The organism is Streptomyces solicamelliae (assembly GCF_045348655.1).
Classification (GTDB): domain Bacteria; phylum Actinomycetota; class Actinomycetes; order Streptomycetales; family Streptomycetaceae; genus Streptomyces; species Streptomyces solicamelliae.
The window spans coordinates 580,704-597,464 of the sequence record NZ_CP160404.1 but is presented as its reverse complement, the minus strand read 5'-3'; the positions used below and the strand labels follow the sequence as shown (position 1 = coordinate 597,464).

The 16,761-nt window shown below is 73.5% G+C and carries 17 protein-coding genes; 10 read left to right on the top strand and 7 right to left on the bottom strand.

Annotated features, from left to right (window positions below):
• Positions 1-17: 17 nt before the first annotated feature.
• Positions 18-1,382, bottom strand: a complete 1,365-nt coding sequence (locus ABZO31_RS02890; protein ID WP_406859290.1) for a dipeptidase — start codon at positions 1,380-1,382, stop codon at positions 18-20.
• A gap of 109 nt (positions 1,383-1,491) precedes the next feature.
• Here ABZO31_RS02890 and ABZO31_RS02885 point away from each other — a divergent pair, with 109 nt between their 5' ends.
• Positions 1,492-2,928 (top strand): geranylgeranyl reductase family protein, encoded by a 1,437-nt coding sequence (locus ABZO31_RS02885; protein ID WP_406859289.1) that lies wholly within the window; start codon positions 1,492-1,494, stop codon positions 2,926-2,928.
• Positions 2,929-3,047: 119 nt separating this feature from the next.
• On the opposite strand, the gene ABZO31_RS02880 is transcribed toward ABZO31_RS02885, so the two are convergent.
• Positions 3,048-3,521: a nitroreductase family deazaflavin-dependent oxidoreductase gene (locus tag ABZO31_RS02880; RefSeq protein WP_406859288.1), complete on the bottom strand. Its 474-nt coding sequence runs from the start codon at positions 3,519-3,521 to the stop codon at positions 3,048-3,050.
• 131 nt (positions 3,522-3,652) lie between these two features.
• On the opposite strand from ABZO31_RS02880, the gene ABZO31_RS02875 reads away from it, so the two are divergent.
• The 3 genes from ABZO31_RS02875 (at position 3,653) to ABZO31_RS02865 (ending at position 6,426) form a co-directional block, all read left to right on the top strand.
• On the top strand, positions 3,653-4,348 hold the full coding sequence (locus tag ABZO31_RS02875; RefSeq protein ID WP_406859286.1) for a TetR/AcrR family transcriptional regulator: 696 nt from the start codon (positions 3,653-3,655) through the stop codon (positions 4,346-4,348).
• A 98-nt stretch (positions 4,349-4,446) separates the two neighbouring features.
• On the top strand, positions 4,447-5,649 hold the full coding sequence (locus tag ABZO31_RS02870) for a sensor histidine kinase (protein ID WP_406859285.1): 1,203 nt from the start codon (positions 4,447-4,449) through the stop codon (positions 5,647-5,649).
• 111 nt (positions 5,650-5,760) lie between these two features.
• Positions 5,761-6,426 (top strand): response regulator, encoded by a 666-nt coding sequence (locus ABZO31_RS02865; RefSeq protein ID WP_406859283.1) that lies wholly within the window; start codon positions 5,761-5,763, stop codon positions 6,424-6,426.
• A gap of 88 nt (positions 6,427-6,514) precedes the next feature.
• On the opposite strand, the gene ABZO31_RS02860 is transcribed toward ABZO31_RS02865, so the two are convergent.
• The gene (locus ABZO31_RS02860; RefSeq protein ID WP_406859281.1) at positions 6,515-7,996 is read right to left on the bottom strand and encodes an MFS transporter; all 1,482 of its coding nucleotides are present in this window, start codon (positions 7,994-7,996) and stop codon (positions 6,515-6,517) included.
• A gap of 87 nt (positions 7,997-8,083) precedes the next feature.
• Between ABZO31_RS02860 and ABZO31_RS02855 the strand changes: the two genes are divergently transcribed.
• Positions 8,084-8,497 carry a MarR family winged helix-turn-helix transcriptional regulator gene (locus ABZO31_RS02855; RefSeq protein ID WP_406859279.1) on the top strand — a complete coding sequence of 138 codons (414 nt, stop codon included), beginning with the start codon at positions 8,084-8,086 and terminating at the stop codon, positions 8,495-8,497.
• Between the two features lie 9 nt (positions 8,498-8,506).
• Here ABZO31_RS02855 and ABZO31_RS02850 read toward each other — a convergent pair whose 3' ends face one another.
• Positions 8,507-9,265 (bottom strand): maleylpyruvate isomerase family mycothiol-dependent enzyme, encoded by a 759-nt coding sequence (locus tag ABZO31_RS02850; RefSeq protein ID WP_406859278.1) that lies wholly within the window; start codon positions 9,263-9,265, stop codon positions 8,507-8,509.
• 167 nt (positions 9,266-9,432) lie between these two features.
• Here ABZO31_RS02850 and ABZO31_RS02845 point away from each other — a divergent pair, with 167 nt between their 5' ends.
• A complete protein-coding gene (locus tag ABZO31_RS02845) occupies positions 9,433-10,008 on the top strand; it encodes a hypothetical protein (RefSeq protein ID WP_406859277.1) in 576 nt (191 codons plus the stop codon).
• A 47-nt stretch (positions 10,009-10,055) separates the two neighbouring features.
• Here ABZO31_RS02845 and ABZO31_RS02840 read toward each other — a convergent pair whose 3' ends face one another.
• The gene (locus ABZO31_RS02840; RefSeq protein ID WP_406859276.1) at positions 10,056-10,835 is read right to left on the bottom strand and encodes a hypothetical protein; all 780 of its coding nucleotides are present in this window, start codon (positions 10,833-10,835) and stop codon (positions 10,056-10,058) included.
• A 145-nt stretch (positions 10,836-10,980) separates the two neighbouring features.
• Here ABZO31_RS02840 and ABZO31_RS02835 point away from each other — a divergent pair, with 145 nt between their 5' ends.
• The gene (locus ABZO31_RS02835) at positions 10,981-11,844 is read left to right on the top strand and encodes a hypothetical protein (RefSeq protein ID WP_406859275.1); all 864 of its coding nucleotides are present in this window, start codon (positions 10,981-10,983) and stop codon (positions 11,842-11,844) included.
• Between the two features lie 151 nt (positions 11,845-11,995).
• Here the strand turns inward: ABZO31_RS02835 and ABZO31_RS02830 are convergent, their stop codons facing one another.
• Positions 11,996-13,216 carry an MFS transporter gene (locus ABZO31_RS02830; protein WP_406859274.1) on the bottom strand — a complete coding sequence of 407 codons (1,221 nt, stop codon included), beginning with the start codon at positions 13,214-13,216 and terminating at the stop codon, positions 11,996-11,998.
• A 45-nt stretch (positions 13,217-13,261) separates the two neighbouring features.
• Between ABZO31_RS02830 and ABZO31_RS02825 the strand changes: the two genes are divergently transcribed.
• Positions 13,262-13,882 carry a YdcF family protein gene (locus ABZO31_RS02825; protein WP_406859273.1) on the top strand — a complete coding sequence of 207 codons (621 nt, stop codon included), beginning with the start codon at positions 13,262-13,264 and terminating at the stop codon, positions 13,880-13,882.
• On the opposite strand, the gene ABZO31_RS02820 is transcribed toward ABZO31_RS02825, so the two are convergent.
• A complete protein-coding gene (locus ABZO31_RS02820) occupies positions 13,806-14,579 on the bottom strand; it encodes an endonuclease (protein WP_406859271.1) in 774 nt (257 codons plus the stop codon). The genes ABZO31_RS02825 and ABZO31_RS02820 overlap by 77 nt on opposite strands.
• A 119-nt stretch (positions 14,580-14,698) precedes the next feature.
• On the opposite strand from ABZO31_RS02820, the gene ABZO31_RS02815 reads away from it, so the two are divergent.
• Both ABZO31_RS02815 and ABZO31_RS02810 read left to right on the top strand, forming a co-directional pair.
• Positions 14,699-15,928 carry an ROK family protein gene (locus ABZO31_RS02815; RefSeq protein ID WP_406859270.1) on the top strand — a complete coding sequence of 410 codons (1,230 nt, stop codon included), beginning with the start codon at positions 14,699-14,701 and terminating at the stop codon, positions 15,926-15,928.
• Between the two features lie 68 nt (positions 15,929-15,996).
• Complete coding sequence (locus ABZO31_RS02810; RefSeq protein WP_406859269.1) at positions 15,997-16,758, top strand: SAM-dependent methyltransferase; 762 nt, start codon at positions 15,997-15,999, stop codon at positions 16,756-16,758.
• Positions 16,759-16,761: the final 3 nt, after the last annotated feature.

The following is a 16,761-nucleotide window of genomic DNA, read 5'->3' as shown; positions in this document are numbered from 1 at the left end:
GCCGAGGGCGGAGCGGATCAGTTCTGCTTCGAGCGGGCGTAGTTGAGCAGGAAGTGCGCCTCGGCGACCGACAGCCGCTCCAGCTCCTCCGGCGACACCGACTCGTTCACCGCGTGGATCTGCGCCTCCGGCTCGCTCAGGCCGATCAGCAGGATCTCGGCCTCCGGGTACAGCGCGGCCAGCGTGTTGCACAGCGGGATCGAGCCGCCCATGCCGGACGCCTGCATCTCCTCGCCCGGGTACGCCAGCTTCATCGCCTCGGCCATCGAGGTGTACGCCGGGCTGGTGACGTCCGCACGGAACGGCTGGCCCTGGCCGACCTGTTCGAAGCTCACCCGCGCGTTCCACGGCACGTGCTTCTCCATGTGCGCGAACAGCAGCTTCGTCGCCTCGCCGGCGTCCTGGCCGGGCGGCACCCGCAGGCTGATCTGGGCGCGCGCGGTCCGCGGGATCGACGGCGTGGCGCCGGCCACCGGGTGGCAGTCGATGCCGACGACGGTCACGGCCGGACGGGCCCAGATGCGGTCCGCCACGGTGCCGTGGCCCGGCAGCTCCACACCCTCCAGGACGCGGGCGTCCTTGCGGAAGTCCTCCTCCGGGTACTGCAGACCGTCCCAGACCGCGTCCGCGGGCAGCCCGTCGATGACCGTGGAGCCGTCCTCGGCGCGCAGCGTGTCCAGGACGCGGATCAGCGCGGCAAGGGCGTCCGGCGCGGCGCCGCCGAACTGCCCGGAGTGCAGATTGCCCTCCAGGGTGTCGATCTGGACCCGGACCATCGTCATGCCGCGCAGCGTGGCGGTCACGGTCGGCAGACCGACCCGGAAGTTGCCCGTGTCGCCGATCACGATGGCGTCCGCGGTCAGCAGCTCAGGGTGCGCCTCGGCGTACTGCTCCAGGCCGCCGGTGCCCTGCTCCTCCGAGCCCTCGACGATCATCTTCACCGTCACCGGCACGCCGCCGTTGGCCTTGAGGGCGCGCAGGGCGAGCAGGTGCATGATGAAGCCGCCCTTGCAGTCGGCCGCGCCGCGCCCGTACCAGCGGCCGTCGCGCTCCGTCAGCTCGAAAGCAGGGGAGATCCACGCCGACGGGTCCAGCTGCGGCTGCACGTCGTAGTGCGCGTAGAGAAGAACCGTCGGCGCGTCGGCCGGACCGGGCAGCACGCCGTACACAGACTGCGTACCGTCGGGGGTGTCGAGCAGCGCGACGTCCTGGAAGTCCTCCGCGCGCAGCGCGTCGGCCACCCAGTTCGCGGCGGCCTCGCACTCGCTGCGCGGGGCCACGGCCTCGTCCGCCACCGACTGGAAGGCCACCAGCTCCGCGAGCTCCGTCTTGGCGCGGGGCATCAGGGACGCAACGGTCTCGGCGATCGGATGGGCGGTCATGGGCACGCTCCTGGTGGGTGCGACGTTAGAGAGGACGAACGCCGTTTCGGTTGTACGGCGAACGCATGGCCGATCCTACGGCGCGGGCACCCGAAGGCCGCGCCGTAGGATGCCGAGAAGAGCAGGCACCACCGGGTCGGATCAGGAGCAGAAGCACATCGTGAGCAGCGAGAACGCAGACGCCGGAGCGGCAGAGGCGGGCGCGGGGCAGTCCGCGGCGGACGGCGTCCGGGCAGGCGACCCGGAAGGGACCGGGCCCGGCGCGGAGCCCGCGGCCGGCGCGGAGCCCGAACGTCCGGGTGAGCCCGAGGGTGTGTGGGACGTCGTCGTGGTGGGAGCCGGCCCCGCCGGGGCCTCGGCGGCGTACGCGGCGGCCGTGGCCGGGCGGCGCGTGCTGCTCCTGGAGAAGGCGGAGCTGCCCCGGTACAAGACGTGCGGCGGAGGCATCATCGGCCCGTCCCGCGACGCGCTGCCGCCCGGCTTCGAACTGCCCCTGCAGGACCGGGTGCACGCGGTCACCTTCTCGATGAACGGCCGGTTCGCCCGCACCCGCCGGTCGCGCCGCATGCTCTTCGGCCTGATCAACCGGCCGGAGTTCGACGCCGGTCTGGTCGAGCAGGCGCAGAAGGCCGGCGCGGAGCTGCGGACCGGGGCGGCCGTCGCCCGGGTCGAGCAGCACGGACCGGCGGTGCCGGACCGGCGCACGGTCGCCGTGGTGCTGGCCGACGGCGAGACGGTCCTCGCGCGCGCGGTGGTCGGCGCGGACGGCAGCGCGGGCCGGATAGGAGCGCACGTCGGGGTGAAGCTCGATCAGGTCGACCTGGGCCTGGAGGCGGAGATCCCGGTGCCGGCCACGGTGGCCGAGGACTGGAAGGGCCGGGTCCTCATCGACTGGGGCCCGATGCCGGGGAGTTACGGCTGGGTGTTCCCCAAGGGCGACACGCTGACCGTGGGCGTGATCTCGGCGCGCGGCGAGGGCGCCGCGACCAAGCGGTACCTGGAGGACTTCATCGCCCGGCTCGGGCTCGCGGGCTTCGAGCCGGCGATCTCGTCCGGGCATCTGACGCGCTGTCGCAGCGACGACTCGCCGCTGTCCCGGGGCCGCGTCCTGGTCTGTGGCGACGCGGCGGGCCTGCTGGAGCCGTGGACCCGCGAGGGCATCTCGTACGCGCTGCGCTCGGGCCGGCTCGCCGGGGAGTGGGCGGTCAGGATCGCCGAGGCGGGCGACGCGGTGGACGCGCGGCGGCAGGCGCTGAACTACGCCTTCGCGATCAAGGCCGGGCTTGGTGTGGAGATGGCCGTCGGGCGCCGGATGCTGGCCATGTTCGAGCGCCGGCCGGGTCTGCTGCACGCGACGATCACCGGACTGCGGCCGGCCTGGAACGCGTTCGCGGACATCACGCGCGGGGTCACCTCGCTCGCCGGCATGGTCCGGACGAACGGGGTGGCGCGCCGCGCCCTGGACGTGGTGGACCGCCGTCTGGTGGGCGGCCCCGGTCCGAGCAGGGGCGTGACGCAGCCGACGGGAGCCGACGAGGAGTCCTGACGAGGAGTCGACGAGGAGTCCTGGCAGGGGGTGTGGCGGCGGTCCGTCGCGGGCGACGAGCCCGGCGGGCCGCCGTCGTCGTGTGCGCCTGCGCCGCCGGCCCGGGGGCCGGGCCGGGGTCATCCGGTGGTGGTGATGCGGAAGACCGGGTGCTTGGGGGCGATGGCGCGCAGCTCCTCGTCGGAGGAGTCCGGGCCCACGCCCCCGAAGAAGACGCCGACCTCGGCCTTCCAGCGCTTGAGGTAGGCCCGCAGCAGGGCGGGCTTCTCGTCGTCGGCGAGCTCGACGGCGGTGAACGGGGTGACGTGCTTGCCGAGGTGCAGTTCGCCGCCGCCGGCCGCGCGCATGTTGTGGGTCCACTGGACGTGGCCGCGGGGGGCGACGAGGTACTGGCCGCCGTCGAAGGTCAGCAGGTTGACGGGGGTGCGCCGCCACTCGCCGGTCTTGCGGCCGCGGACGGCGAGGACGCGGGAGCCCCAGACGCTGATGCCGCGGCGGGTCATCCACGCGACGGCGCGGTTGAAGACGTTGATCGTGAACCAGCCGGGCTTGATGACGTGCGCGGACGGGCTGGGCTGCGGCTGAGCGGACATCGGGATCTCCTCCGGAAGCAAAGTGTGAGCAGTGCTCTCGCTTGAGATCAGTGTGCACGGATCGGCGCTCACAAGCAAGAGCGATGCTCTCGTTTGTGTGCAGTGCTCCGTTTTGATGGCACACTGATCCCATGACCAGCGTTCAAGGAGCCCGCGCCCGGGCGCGGGCCGAGATCACCGCGACCATCAAGGACCAGGCCCGCCGGCAGCTCGCCGCCGACGGCGCCGCCAAGCTGTCCCTGCGTGCCGTCGCCCGCGAGGTCGGCATGGTCTCCTCCGCCCTCTACCGCTACTTCCCCAGCCGCGACGACCTCCTGACCGCCCTGATCGTCGACGCCTACGACGCCGTCGGCGAGGCCGCCGAGGCCGCCCTCGCCGCCGCCCCGAAGGCCGACCACCCCGCCCGCTGGACCGCCGTCTGCCGCGCCGTCCGCGCCTGGGCCCTCGCCCACCCCCACGAGTACGCCCTCATCTACGGCTCGCCGGTCCCCGGCTACAGCGCCCCGCAGGACACCGTCGGCCCCGCGGCCCGCGTCGGCCGCGTCCTGATCGCGATCCTGCGCGACGCGTACACCTCCGACCGCATCTCGCTGCCGCCGCTCGACGGCCGGCTGCGCCCCGAGGCCGAGCGGATCGCCGCCGACCTCGCCCCCGATCTGCCGCCCGCCGTCGCCGTCACCCTGGTCGCCGTCTGGGCGCAGCTCTTCGGGACGATCTCCTTCGAGGTGTTCGGCCAGTTCCACCGGGTCGTCGAGGACCGCGACACCTTCTTCGACGACGCCGCCGCACGCCTCGGCCGCGAGGCCGGTCTGCTGCCGCGCCTCTGACGCGACCCGGTGCGGGCCTCCCGTACTCCTCCGGGAGTACGGGCGATCACCACGCGCGGCTGACGCCGCCGCCCGCCCGCCGCGTCTAGCGTGGCCGTATGGACGAACAGCGCCGCGCCGCCGGCCCCCCGTGGCTGCGCCACTGGGCCGACACGGAGCCGGGTGCCCGGCTGCCCTGGCGGTCCACGCTGCTGATCGCCGCGTTCGTCCTCGTCGGTACCGGCTTCGCCTCGCGCGGCCAGCTCGACCGGCAGCCGCTCGACGTGTACGCCCGGATCCTGCTGCTCGCCGGACCGGCACTGCTGCTGTTCCGCCACCGCCGGCCGGTCCCGGTCGTGTTCGGCGTCGCCGCCACCGCCCTCGTGTACCTCGCCGCCGGCTACCCGTACGGACCGGTCTTCGTCACCGTCGCCGTCGCCTGCTACGCCGCGATCGTGCACGGCCGGCGGCGCGCCGCCTGGTGGGCGCTCGGGCTGCTCTGGCTCGGCCACGTCCTGGCCGGCCACTGGCTCTACCGGTACCTGCCGCCCGCCGGCGACGGCCCCGCCCCCTGGGGCCAGGAACTCGCCGTCGCGGGCTTCGTGGTGGCGATCCTCACCGCCTCCGAGCTGGTCAGGGTCCGCCGCGAGCAGTGGGCGCAGCAGCGCGCCGAGCGTGCCGCGGCCGAACGCCGCCGCGCCGACGAGGAACGGCTGCGCATCGCCCGCGAACTCCACGACGTCCTCGCGCACTCCCTGTCCGTCATCAACGTCCAGGCCGGAGTCGGCCTCGCGCTCCTCGACGGCGACCCGGAGCAGGCCCGTACCGCGCTCACCACCATCAAGGCCGCCAGCAAGGAGGCGCTCGGCGAGGTCCGCCAGGTCCTCGACTCCCTGCGGACCCCCGGCGACGCCCCCCGCACCCCGGCGCCCGGCCTCGACCGGCTCCCCGAACTCGTCGAACTGGCCGCGGCGGCCGGACTCGCCGTCGACGTCGCCCGCACCGGCGACCCGGCCCCCGTCCCGCCCGGCGCCGACCTCGCGGCCTTCCGCATCGTCCAGGAGGCGCTCACCAACGTCGTCCGCCACTCCGGCTCCCGCACCGCCCGCGTCCACGTCGAGCAGCACCCCGACGCGCTGCGGCTGCAGATCGACGACGACGGCCCGGCCACCGGCGACGACGCCGGCGGCAGCGGCAACGGCCTGGCCGGCATGCGCGAGCGGGCGGCGGCCCTCGGTGGCACGATCGACGCGGGCACCCGGCCCGACGGCGGGTTCCGGGTCCGCGCCAGGCTCCCCCTCCGTCCGAAGGAGACCCCGTGATCCGTCCGAAGGAGACCCCGTGATCCGTCCGAAGGAGACCCCGTGATCCGTCCGAAGGAGACCCCGTGATCCGTCCGAAGGAGACCCCGTGATCCGTCCGAAGGAGACCCCGTGATCCGCGTCCTGCTCGCCGACGACCAGCTGCTGGTGCGGGCCGGCTTCCGGGCCCTGCTCGACGCCCAGCCGGACATCGAGGTGGCCGGGGAGGCCGCGGACGGCGACGAGGCTGTGGCGCTGGTCCGTGAACTGCGGCCGGACGTCGTCCTGATGGACATCCGCATGCCGCGGCTCGACGGCCTGGCCGCGACCCGCGCGATCACCGGCGACAACGGGCTCGGCGACGTCAGGGTGGTCATGCTGACCACCTTCGAGCTCGACGAGTACGTCTTCGAGGCGATCCGCGCCGGCGCGTCCGGCTTCCTGGTCAAGGACACCGAACCGGAGGAGCTGCTGCGGGCGGTGCGTGCCGTCGTCGACGGCGACGCGCTGCTCTCGCCCGGCGTCACCCGCCGCCTGATCGAGGAGTTCGCGGCCCGCTCCAAGGGCCCCGCAGGGCCGCACGGCCTCGACGAACTCACCGAGCGGGAACGGGAGGTGATGGCCCTGGTCGGCATCGGTCTGTCCAACGAGGAGATCGCCCGCCGTCTGGTCGTCAGCCCGCTGACCGCCAAGACCCACGTCAGCCGGACCATGGTGAAGCTCGGCGCCCGCGACCGCGCCCAACTGGTGGTCCTGGCCTACGAGTCGGGGCTGGTGCGCCCCGGCTGGCTGGGCTGAGCGCGCGGGGGCGGCCGCAGTGCCTGCGGCCGCCCCGGTTCCGTGCCCGCCCCCGTGCGGGCACGGACGTCTTGTGAGAAACGCCGGGTCAGTCGCGCGCTCCGACCGGCTCCTGGGCGGGCCGCGTCTCGGACTTCGCCACGATCAGCGACTCCGGCCGGCTCCGCCGGGTCCGCAGCCCCGGCAGCGTGATCAGCAGACCGGCGAGGGCGATGACGGCGACGACGGCGAGACCCGGCCGGAAACTGTCCAGGACCGCCTGCGGCGAACCGCCGGTGTGCCCGCCCGCCGTGATCACCGCGGTGACGACGGCCAGGAAGATCGCCCCGCCGACCTGGATGGAGGTGTTCAGCAGACCGGAGACCATGCCCTGCTCGTCGTCCGCCACCCCGTTGGTGGCCTGGATGTTGAGCGAGGGGAAGACCAGGGCACAGGCCGCGCCGATCAGCAGCATCGACGGCAGGATGACCGCCGCGTACTGCGGGGTGAGCGAGATCCGCAGGAAGAGCGCGTAGCCGACGACGAGCAGCGTGAAGCCGGCCGCGATCACCCGCGGGGTGCCGAACCGGTCGACGACCGCGCCGATCTTCGTCGAGGACAGCGCCACCAGCAGACCGGCCGGCAGGAACGCCAGCGCCGTCTGCAGCGCCGACCAGTGGAGCAGCGCCTGCATGTACTGGGTCACGATGAACTGGAAGGCCACGTACGAGCCGAAGAACGCGGCCGCGCCGAGCTGGGCCCGCACCTGCGAGCCGGAGCGCAGCACTCCGAGCCGCACCAGCGGGCTCGCGCTGCGCCGTTCGATCGCGACGAAGGCGGCGAGCAGGAGGGCGGCGCCGAGGAAGGACAGCAGCGTGCGGGCCGAGCCCCAGCCGGCCTCGGGGGCCTGGACGACGGTGAAGACGAGCAGCAGCATCGCGGCCGTGCCGGTGACGGCGCCCGGCAGGTCGTAACCGCCGCGGCCCTGTTCGCGGGCGCTGTGCGGGATCAGCTTCAGGGCGAAGGCCAGCGCGATCAGGGCGACCGGTGCGGGCAGCAGCATCGTCCAGCGCCAGCTGAGCTCGGTCAGCAGGCCGGAGAGCACCAGGCCCATGGAGAAGCCGGTGGCGGCGCAGGTGGTGTAGATGGACAGGGCCCGATTGCGCTGCGGGCCCTCCTTGAAGGTCGTGGTGATGATCGAGAGGCCGGCGGGCGCGGTGAAGGCGGCGCTCAGGCCCTTGATGAAGCGACTGGCGATCAGCAGCGGTCCGGAGTCGACCAGTCCGCCGAGGAGCGAGGCGAGGGCGAAGACGGCGAGGGCGATGAGGAAGACCCGGCGGCGGCCGAGGAGGTCTGCCGCGCGGCCGCCGAGGAGTAACAGCCCGCCGTAGCCGAGGATGTAGCCGCTGACGATCCACTGGAGCGTGGCGGTGGACAGGCCGAGATCGGTGGCGATGGACGGCAGCGCGACACCGACCATGGAGACGTCGAGGGCGTCGAGGAACATGGCGGCGCAGAGCACGAGCAGGGTCCCCCACAGGCGGGGGCTCCATCGGTCTTGTGGCGCAGGGGAGTTGAGCGGAGTGGTCATGCACCGCACAGTACATGCATGCGCATTGGATGCAAACGCATTTAATTCCGATGCAACAGAAGGCGGCTTCTCTGCTAACGTGCGCTCATGGCAGCGAAGAAGTCCGAACGGGTGCTCGTCCAGGAGTGGCGGGACGTCCTCTCGCTGCATGCCCGGACCACCTGTGAGCTGGACCGCGCGCTGCACGAGTACGGCATCGGCGCCAGCGACTTCGAGGTGCTCGACGTCCTGGCCGAGTCGACGCCCGCGGACGGCGGCAGCGCCTTCCGCGTCCAGGAACTGGCGGCCCACGTCCATCTGAGCCAGAGCGCGCTGTCCCGCCTCGTGGCCCGTCTGGAGAAGGCCGGGCTCGTCGCGCGCGGGATGTGCGGCGAGGACCGGCGCGGGGTGCGGGTGGCTCTCACGGACGCCGGCCGGCAGCGGCACGCGGAGGCGAGGCCGCTGCAACGGGCCGTGCTGAAGCGGATGTTGGACGAGCGGGCGACGGCGCCGGGCGCCTGAGGGCGTCGGCTACGACCAGGTGATCGCCGAGTGCTCGCGCCAGAGCGCGGCGAGCGAGGCGTCCCCGGACACGTCCACGGCGTCGGCGGGCAGCCGGTTCCAGAGCAGCAGATAGAGCTGTGAGGCGGGCCCGGAGAGCGTGCAGTCGGCGGGACCGTCGTCGTCGCGCACGGTGTCGGGCGCGGCATCGGGCGACAGCCGTACGGTCCACACGTCACCCGTGTCCGTGGCGCGCACCCGCAGCACGCGGGGCGTCTCGCTGCGGACGCGGCTGTAGCTCCGCCCGTGGAACGCGCGCAGGAGCTCGTCGACACCGTCGACGGCGAGGCCCGCGGCGACCGGGCGCGGCCCGCCCGGGAGCGCCGACTCGGCGTCCGCGCGGTGCACTTCGGTCTCGTGCGCCTGGCGCCGCGCCCAGAACGCGAGCGGCGACGGCGCGGGCAGGAACGTCCAGCACTCCAGGTCCGCGGGTGCCTTGCCGAGGGCGTCGACCAGTGCGGCGTGCCCCTCGCGGAAGTACGCGAGCAACTCCGCACCGTCGAGCTGCGTCTCGCCCCCTTCGGGCCGGTACGAGGTGTGCCCCTCGGTCACGAATCCGGCCGCCCAGCGGTGCACCATCGCGGTGTGCCGCAGGAGATCACGGACCTGCCAGCCGGGGCAGGTCGGCACCGTCGCGTCGAACCCCGCCTCGGCGGCCGCGGCGGCGAGCGCGCGGCCCGACGCATCGAGTGCGGTGACCTGCTCGGCGACGCTGAGGATCGGTTCCATGCCATCGATTCTGCCAGCTGGTTGCCCGGCCGCCGCGGCCGGCCGGGCCCGTGATCGGCGACCGGGCGCCGATCGCGCATCAACCCGGTACACCCGACTCCACTTGGACGGGCCCACACGCTAGATTCACCTGGTCTTCACAGCACAACCACAGGGAGGGGACCCGCATGACCCAGCAGCCCGGATGGGGCCCGCAGCAACCCGGTCAGCCGCCGTACGGCTACCCGCAGCAGCCCGGCCCGTACGGCCCGCCGCCGCCGCAGAGGAGGGGCATCGGAGTCGGCGGCGGCATCGCGATCGGCTGCGGCGTACTTCTCCTCCTGGGCGTGCTCCTCATGGTGATCGGGCTGCTCGCCTACGACGGCGACAGCGGCGAAGCCAAGGGCCCCCGACAGCCCGCCCCCACCGCCCCCGCGGAACAGCCGACCGGCAAGGCCCCGGCCACCGAGGCGCCGAAGGAGCAGAGCCAGGCCGACGAGTTCAAGGCCTTCGTCGCGAAGAACGGCACCGAGGCCGAGAAGGCCGCGATCAAGCACGTGACGAAGGTGCAGGGCGCGGACGTGCAGAACGACCTCCTCGACACGGCCGACGTCTACACGGACTTCGAGGGCGGCATCATGAGCAAGGACGCCGCCCAGGCGAAACTCATCGCCTCCGCGTTCGCCGACTGGAAGACCTCGAAGAACGGCCTCGTCACCGTCTACGGCGCGGACGGCCGCCTCATCTCCAACGGCAACTACTGACCGACGGGGCGTGGCCGCAGGCCCTCCGACGAGGTCCGCGGCCCACCTCACGCCTGGGGCGGCCAGGTGCCGAGGGCGTGGGCGAGGGCGCGGGTCTGTGCCTGGGTGATGCCCCGGGCCAGGGAAACGCCGGAGCGGGGGCTGTGCGGCTCGTCGCACAGGAGGATGCCGTCGAAGAGCCGGTCGTCGGGTGCGGCGCCCGAGAGAGGGGACGCGGTGGGGCGTATCCACTCGGCCGGCTCCCAGAGCGGATGGTCCACGAGCAGCGCCTCGCTCAGCCGCCCTGCCTCATCCTCCGGAGCTCCCACCCGGACGAGCGCGTCCCGCACGATGCCGCCGGCGGCGGGCGGGAGATCGGCGTCGCCCAGAACGGGCAGGAGCAGGAGCAGGCGGACGTGCGGATCGTGCAGCCCGGGGGCTTGGAGATCGGGCGTGCGGGCTATGCGAAGCAGCTCGCTCCACGCCAGACCCGGGCCGGCGTGATGCCCGTCCAGCGTGGCGAGGTGTCCGCGGTGATCCCAGTCGGGGTGCGTGACGACGTACTGAGTGCCCGGGTCGTCAGGAAGGTTGCACGCCTGCACGACCACCGTGTGCCCGCCGCCGAACGGAACCCGGAACACCGGCCAGCGCTCCGGGTCGGACAACGCCTCGTACGCCGCGTCCGCATCGGCCCCGTCCACGCCGAACCACGCGGGCTCGGGCTGCTCACCCTCCTCCGTCCGGCACAGCCACATCAGATAGGCCGCCCAGAACCCCGGCAGAGCGAGCAGCTCCTCGCCCGGGGCGACGAGGGCGGCCTCGGATTCCTCGATCTCGTCGATCAGCACCCGTACAGACTGCCAGCCGCCTCTGACATCCGTCTTCCCGCACGATCCCCCTTCAGGGGATTCGCCGAGCTCGTGACCCAACTGCCCTACGTCAAATGCAGGTTGAGCAGGGCTTCGCGGCATCCGGGTGCTGTAGTTTCCTGCCATGGCCACGAGCAAAGTGATCGAGAACCCGGAACTGCGCTTCTCCGCCTTGTTGGTGCGCGCGGCAAGCCTTCCGGGTGTGCGTATCGACAGGGAGGCGTACCTCCGTCAGGCGCTGGCTCGCTTTTGCTCCGAGGACGAAATCCGCAGAGCGATCGACGAGACCCCTGCAGCGGCGGGCATCCCCCTCGAGGTACTCGACAGGGCAGCCGACGATTCGATCCGCTACGAGACCGCCAAGGCCAGCGCCCTCTCTGCGGCTGCCGGGATACCCGGCTTGCTCTTCCTTCCCGCCACTGTCCCCGCCGATGTGGCACAGTACTTCGGCCACATGCTGCGAATCGCGCAGAAGCTCGCCTACCTCTACAGCTGGCCCGACCTGTTCTCCGGTGACAGTGATGACCTTGATGACGCGACCAAGGGAGTGCTGACGCTGTTCATCGGCGTGATGTTCGGCACCCAATCGGCGAATGCCGCCGTGGGGAAGGTCGCGGGGATGATGTCGAAGCAGGTGGCCAAGAAGCTGCCGCAGAAAGCACTCACCCAGGGCGTCATCTATCCCATAGTGAAAAAGGTCGCGGGTTACCTCGGCGCTCAGATGACGAAGCAGACTTTCGCGAAGTCGGTCTCCAAGGCCATCCCCGTCGTCGGGGCCGTCGTTTCCGGCGGGCTCACGCTTGCGACCTACCTCCCCATGGCCAAGAGGCTGAAGAAGCACCTCTCCAGCCTGGAACTGACGAAGCCCACGCATCGAACGGCCGACGTGGAAGTCGAAGAAGTCGACGAGCCCCTGACCTCGGATCACGCTGAGCGGTATGTCGCGGACGGCGCCGTCGTCGACCTGGAGAGTCCTCGCTCCTCTTGAGGGCCCATCCGGAACAGCCTCTCGTCCAGCAGCTCGGGGCCCCGCCCGAACGGACCGTCGTGGCAGCCGGGTACGCCCGCAGGATGGAGATCCACGGCGTCGTTGCTCGCGCGGGGCCCATGATGCCGCGTCCTCGTCCGGCCGGCGGCCGTCAGGCCCCGTTGTCGGCGGTGGTGTTGCGGGTGAGGTGGCCGATGAGGGCTGCGGTGGCGGCCAGGGCGGCGACGGTGGTGAGGGCCAGGGGGAGGGAGAGCCAGTCGGCGAGGAAGCCGATCGACGGGGGGCCGAGGAGCATGCCGCCGTAGCCGAGGGTGGAGGCGGTCGCGACGCCGCTGGGGCCGGCGAGCGCGCCGGCGCGGGCGACCGCGACGGGGAAGATGTTCGCCAGGCCGAGGCCGGTGATCGCGAAGCCGAGCAGGGCGGCCCAGACGTCGGGGGCGAGCGAGCCCAGCAGCATGCCGAGTGCCGCCGTCGCGCCGCCGACCACCAACGTGCGGGTCTGGCCGAGGCGTTCGAGGAGCGCGGTGCCGGAGAGCCGGCCGGCGGTCATGGTGAGCGCGAACACCGAGTAGCCGGCCGCCGCGACGCCCGGGTGGGCGTGCAGGTCCTGCTCCAGGTGCAGTGCGCCCCAGTCGGCGAGGGCGCCCTCGCCGTAGGCGGTGCAGAGGGCGATGACGCCGAGGACGAGGACGACGCGACGCGGGCCGCGCGCCGCCGGGCGCGACGCGGCGGCCGCGGGCTCCCGCGGCGGCGCGGGGGAGGGGTGGCGCAGGAGGACCGGACCGGCGAGCGCCGTGAGCGCGAGGCCGGCGACGGTCAGCCCCAGCAGGTGCGCCGACGGCGCCACGGACCCGGCGACCAGCCCGCCGAGCCCCGCCCCGAGCATCCCGCCGAGGCTGAACGCGGCGTGGAACCCGGGCATCACGGGCCGCCGCAGCGCCGCGACGAGATCGACGGCGGCGCTGTTCATCGCCACGTTGATCCCGCCGTACGCCGCGCCGAACACCAGCAGGACCAGGCCGAGGGCGAGGGGCGAGCGGGTGAGCGCGGGCAGCGCGATGCTGAGCGAGAGCAGGACGGCGGTCACGACGGTGACGGCGTGGCTGCCGTACCGCCGGCACAGCCGGCCGGTCAGGGTCATGGTCACGACCGCGCCAGCCGAGACGCCGAGCAGGGCGAGGCCGAGGTCGCCGGCGGACGCGCCGGTCTGCTGCTTGATGGCGGGGATGCGGACGACCCAGCCGGCGAAGAGGAACCCGTCGAGGGCGAAGAACAGGGTGAGGGCGACGCGCAGGCGGGACAGGGAGTGGGTGGCGGTGTCTCCGCCGTGGCCCCCCGGAACGGCCGTCGCTAGTTTGTTTAGTAGCGGCACAAAGTCAGCGTAGCAGGCTCTGCGGCCCTGCCGTAGGGTCGCCGCATGCGATCGACGGTGAGGTGGGCCGCGCTGACGGGGGCGGCGGTCCTGGTCTCGGCGGAGTGGCTGAACTGGCGCTGGTCCCGCACGCTCGTCGGGAACCGTGCGGGCGACAGGGAGGCGGTCGTCGTCCTCGGGTACCGCAACCCTCAGCCTGCTGCGAACCGTGTCAACCGCTGGCGGGTCCGCGCCGGACTCCGCTCCGTCGATGTCGATGTCGACGCCGCCGGCGCCGGCGGGCGTGCCACGCGCGTGATCTTCAGCGGCGGCCCGACCAGCGGCGGCCCCGCCGAGGCCCGGCTGATGGCCGACTACGCACGGTCCGAGCTCGGGTTCGACGGCAGGGTGCAGATCGAGGACCGGAGCGCGTCGACCTGGGAGAACGTCACGCACGTGATCCCGCTGATCGAGGACGCGGACCGCATCAAGATCGTCTCCCAGCCGGCGCACGCGCTCAAGGCCCGCGCGTACCTGCGGCGGCAGCGGCCGGACCTCGCCGAACGGCTCGTCCGCGCGGACGACTACCGCCCGGGCGAGTGGCTGCTCCTCAAGCCGCTGCTCGCGGTGTACGGACTGTGGGCGCTGCGGCGTCTCCGGGCCGACGAGCGGAACCCGCCGCGGTAGCGGTGCGGCGGTGGTCCAGCGCGGTACGGACCAAGGCCGCCGCGAGGGCGGGGAGCCGGTCCTGGGGGACCAACGCGGCCAGGGCCCGCGGATCCGTCGGCAGGCCCAGTTTCCGGGCGCCGTCCAGGGCGCGGCCGTCGAGGACCGGGGCGTACTCCGGCCAGACCCCCTGCACCTCGCGGAGGAAGATGTCCGCGCCCGCGGGGCCGATGCCCGGGGAGGCGCGCAGGGCCTCGCGCAGCGCGTCCGGGTCGCCGTCGGCCGCCGCGCGCATACGGCGCAGGTCGCCGCCGTACTCCGCCAGGACCAGCTCGGCCTCGCTGCCCAGCTGCGTCGCCGTGCTCTCGTCGTAGCGGCGGTACCCGCCCTCGCCGAGCGCGTCGACCCGCTGCTGCCACGTCGCGTCGTGCATGCGTCGCGGGGTGCTCATGCCCGCCGCGAACAGGGCGCGGGCCGCCGCGACCGCCGTCGACGCGCGGATCCGTGCGCTGAGCAGATGGGTCAGGACGAGGAGCTCGTACAGCGGCTGCGGGGTGTCCTTCAGCCGGATCCCCGCCTCCTCCGCGTACGTCTCCCCACGCTCGGCGAGCAGCGCCTCCACCTGCGCCCGCGCGCGCGTGTCGTCAGTGCCGGTGCCGGTGCGGGCACCTGTACCTGCGTCGGTGCCTGCGTCTGTGCCAGTGCCGGTGTCGGGCATGCCGCCTCCCGGGGAAACCCCGCCCCTCACCCCGCGCGGTACCCCCCGCGCCGGCCGCAAAACCGTCCCCTCCCGCCCGTAGGGGAACCAAGGCGGCCGATCATGGGAGACTCGCCCCCATGAACGGCAAGGCGACCACGACCCGGACACGGCTTGACAGGGGCCGCAGCGCACTCGGACCCGCGCTGGAACTCGTGCACACCGGACGCGCCCCCACCCGCGCCGTGCTCACCGCCGAGCTGGGTGTCACCCGGGCGACCGCCGGGGCCGTGGCCGCCGAGCTCGAAGCCCTCGGCCTCATCCGCGTCGACTCCAACCCGGGCGCCGCCGCCGGCTCCCAGGGCCGGCCCTCGCACCGCCTCTCCGTCGACGACAACGGGCCCGTCGCCCTCGCCGCCCAGGTCCACGCCGACGGCTTCCGTGCCGCCCTCGTCGGCCTCGGCGGGCGCCTCGTCGCCACCGCGCCCGGCTGCGTCACCGTCTCCGAGGACCCCGCGCAGGTACTCGGCGAGGTCGTCGAGGCCGGTGCGGCGCTGCTCCGCGAGAGCGGGCGCCGCTGCGTCGGCGCCGGGCTCGCCGCGCCCTCCGCCGTCGCCGAACCCGAGGGCACCGCCCTCAACCCGCTCCACCTCGCCTGGCCCGCCGGCGCGCCCGTCCGCGAGATCTTCGCGGAGCGGGTACGCGCCGCCGGCATCGAAGGCCCCGCCTTCACCGGCAACGACGTCAACCTCGCCGCCTTGGCCGAGCACCGCCACGGCGCCGGCCGCGGGGCGCAGCACCTGCTCTGCGTCGCCACCGGCCACCGCGGCGTGGGCGGTGCGCTCGTCCTCGACGGCCGCCTGCACACCGGCAGTTCCGGCCTCGCCCTCGAGGTCGGGCACCTCACCGTGAACCCGGAGGGCCGCGCCTGTTACTGCGGCAGCCGCGGCTGCCTCGACGTCGAGACCGACCCGCTGGCCTTCCTCGTGGCCGCCGGCCGCGACCCCGGCCCCGAGGTCTCCCTGCTCGCCCAGTCACGCGAACTGCTGCGCAGCCGGCCGGACGACCCGGGGGTGCGCGCCGCCACCGAGGAACTGATCGACCGGCTCGGCCTCGGGCTCGCCGGCCTGGTCAACATCCTCAACCCGGACCGCATCATCCTCGGCGGCCTGCACCGCGAACTCCTCGACGCCGACCCGGAGCGCCTGCGCGCGGTCGTCGCCGACCGCAGCCTGTGGGGCCGCAGCGGCGGTGTACCGATCCTGCCGTGCACCCTGGACCACAACAGCCTCGTCGGCGCCGCCGAACTCGCCTGGCAGCCGGTCCTCGACGACCCGATCGGCGCGCTGGGGGGCCAGAAGGCGGAGTGAGGGGAGCCGGGAGGAAGAAGACACAAACCACTGGCCCCCGCCCCACCAGCCCGCTACCGTCCCGCCCCATGACCGACAACGATCTTCCGCCCCGCCTCGGCAGCCTCACCTTCCACGGTCCGCTCTCCGAGACCCGGGCCGCCGGGCTCATCCAGCGCCTCGCCGACGCCTCGCCCGCCACCGTCCTCGACATCGGCTGCGGCTGGGGCGAGTTGCTGCTGCGCGTGCTGGAGGCGGCACCCGGGTCGACCGGCGTCGGGCTCGACATCAACGCCGAGGACCTCGCGCGCGGGCGGCTCCTGGCGAAGGAGCGCGGGCTGTCCGACCGCGTGACGTTCGTCGAGGAGTCCGCGCTCGGCACCACCCGCGGGCCCGTGGACGCGATCCTCTGCCTGGGGTCCAGCCAGGCGCTCTGCGACCCCGAGCTGCCGCACGACCCCGCGGCCGCGCTGCGCGAGCTGCGCCGGCTGGTCCGGCCCGGCGGCCGGGTCGTGCTCGGCGAGGGTTTCTGGGAGCGCACGCCCACCGACGCTGAGCTCGCCGGCATGTGGCCCGGTGCCTCGGCCGCCGACCACCTGCTCCTCCCCGAACTCGTCGACCTGGCCGTCGAGTCCGGCTTCCGGCCCGCCTGGATCGAGACCGGCGGCCGCGACGAGTGGGAGGCGTTCGAGTCCGGCTACCGCCACGACACCGAACTCTGGCTCGCCGCCCACCCCGACCATCCGCTCGCCGAGGAGACCCGCGCCCGTGTCGACCGCCAGCGCTCCGGCTGGATGCACTACCGCAACGTCCTCGGCATCGCCTACCTGACCCTCGTCCCGGTCGGCTGACGG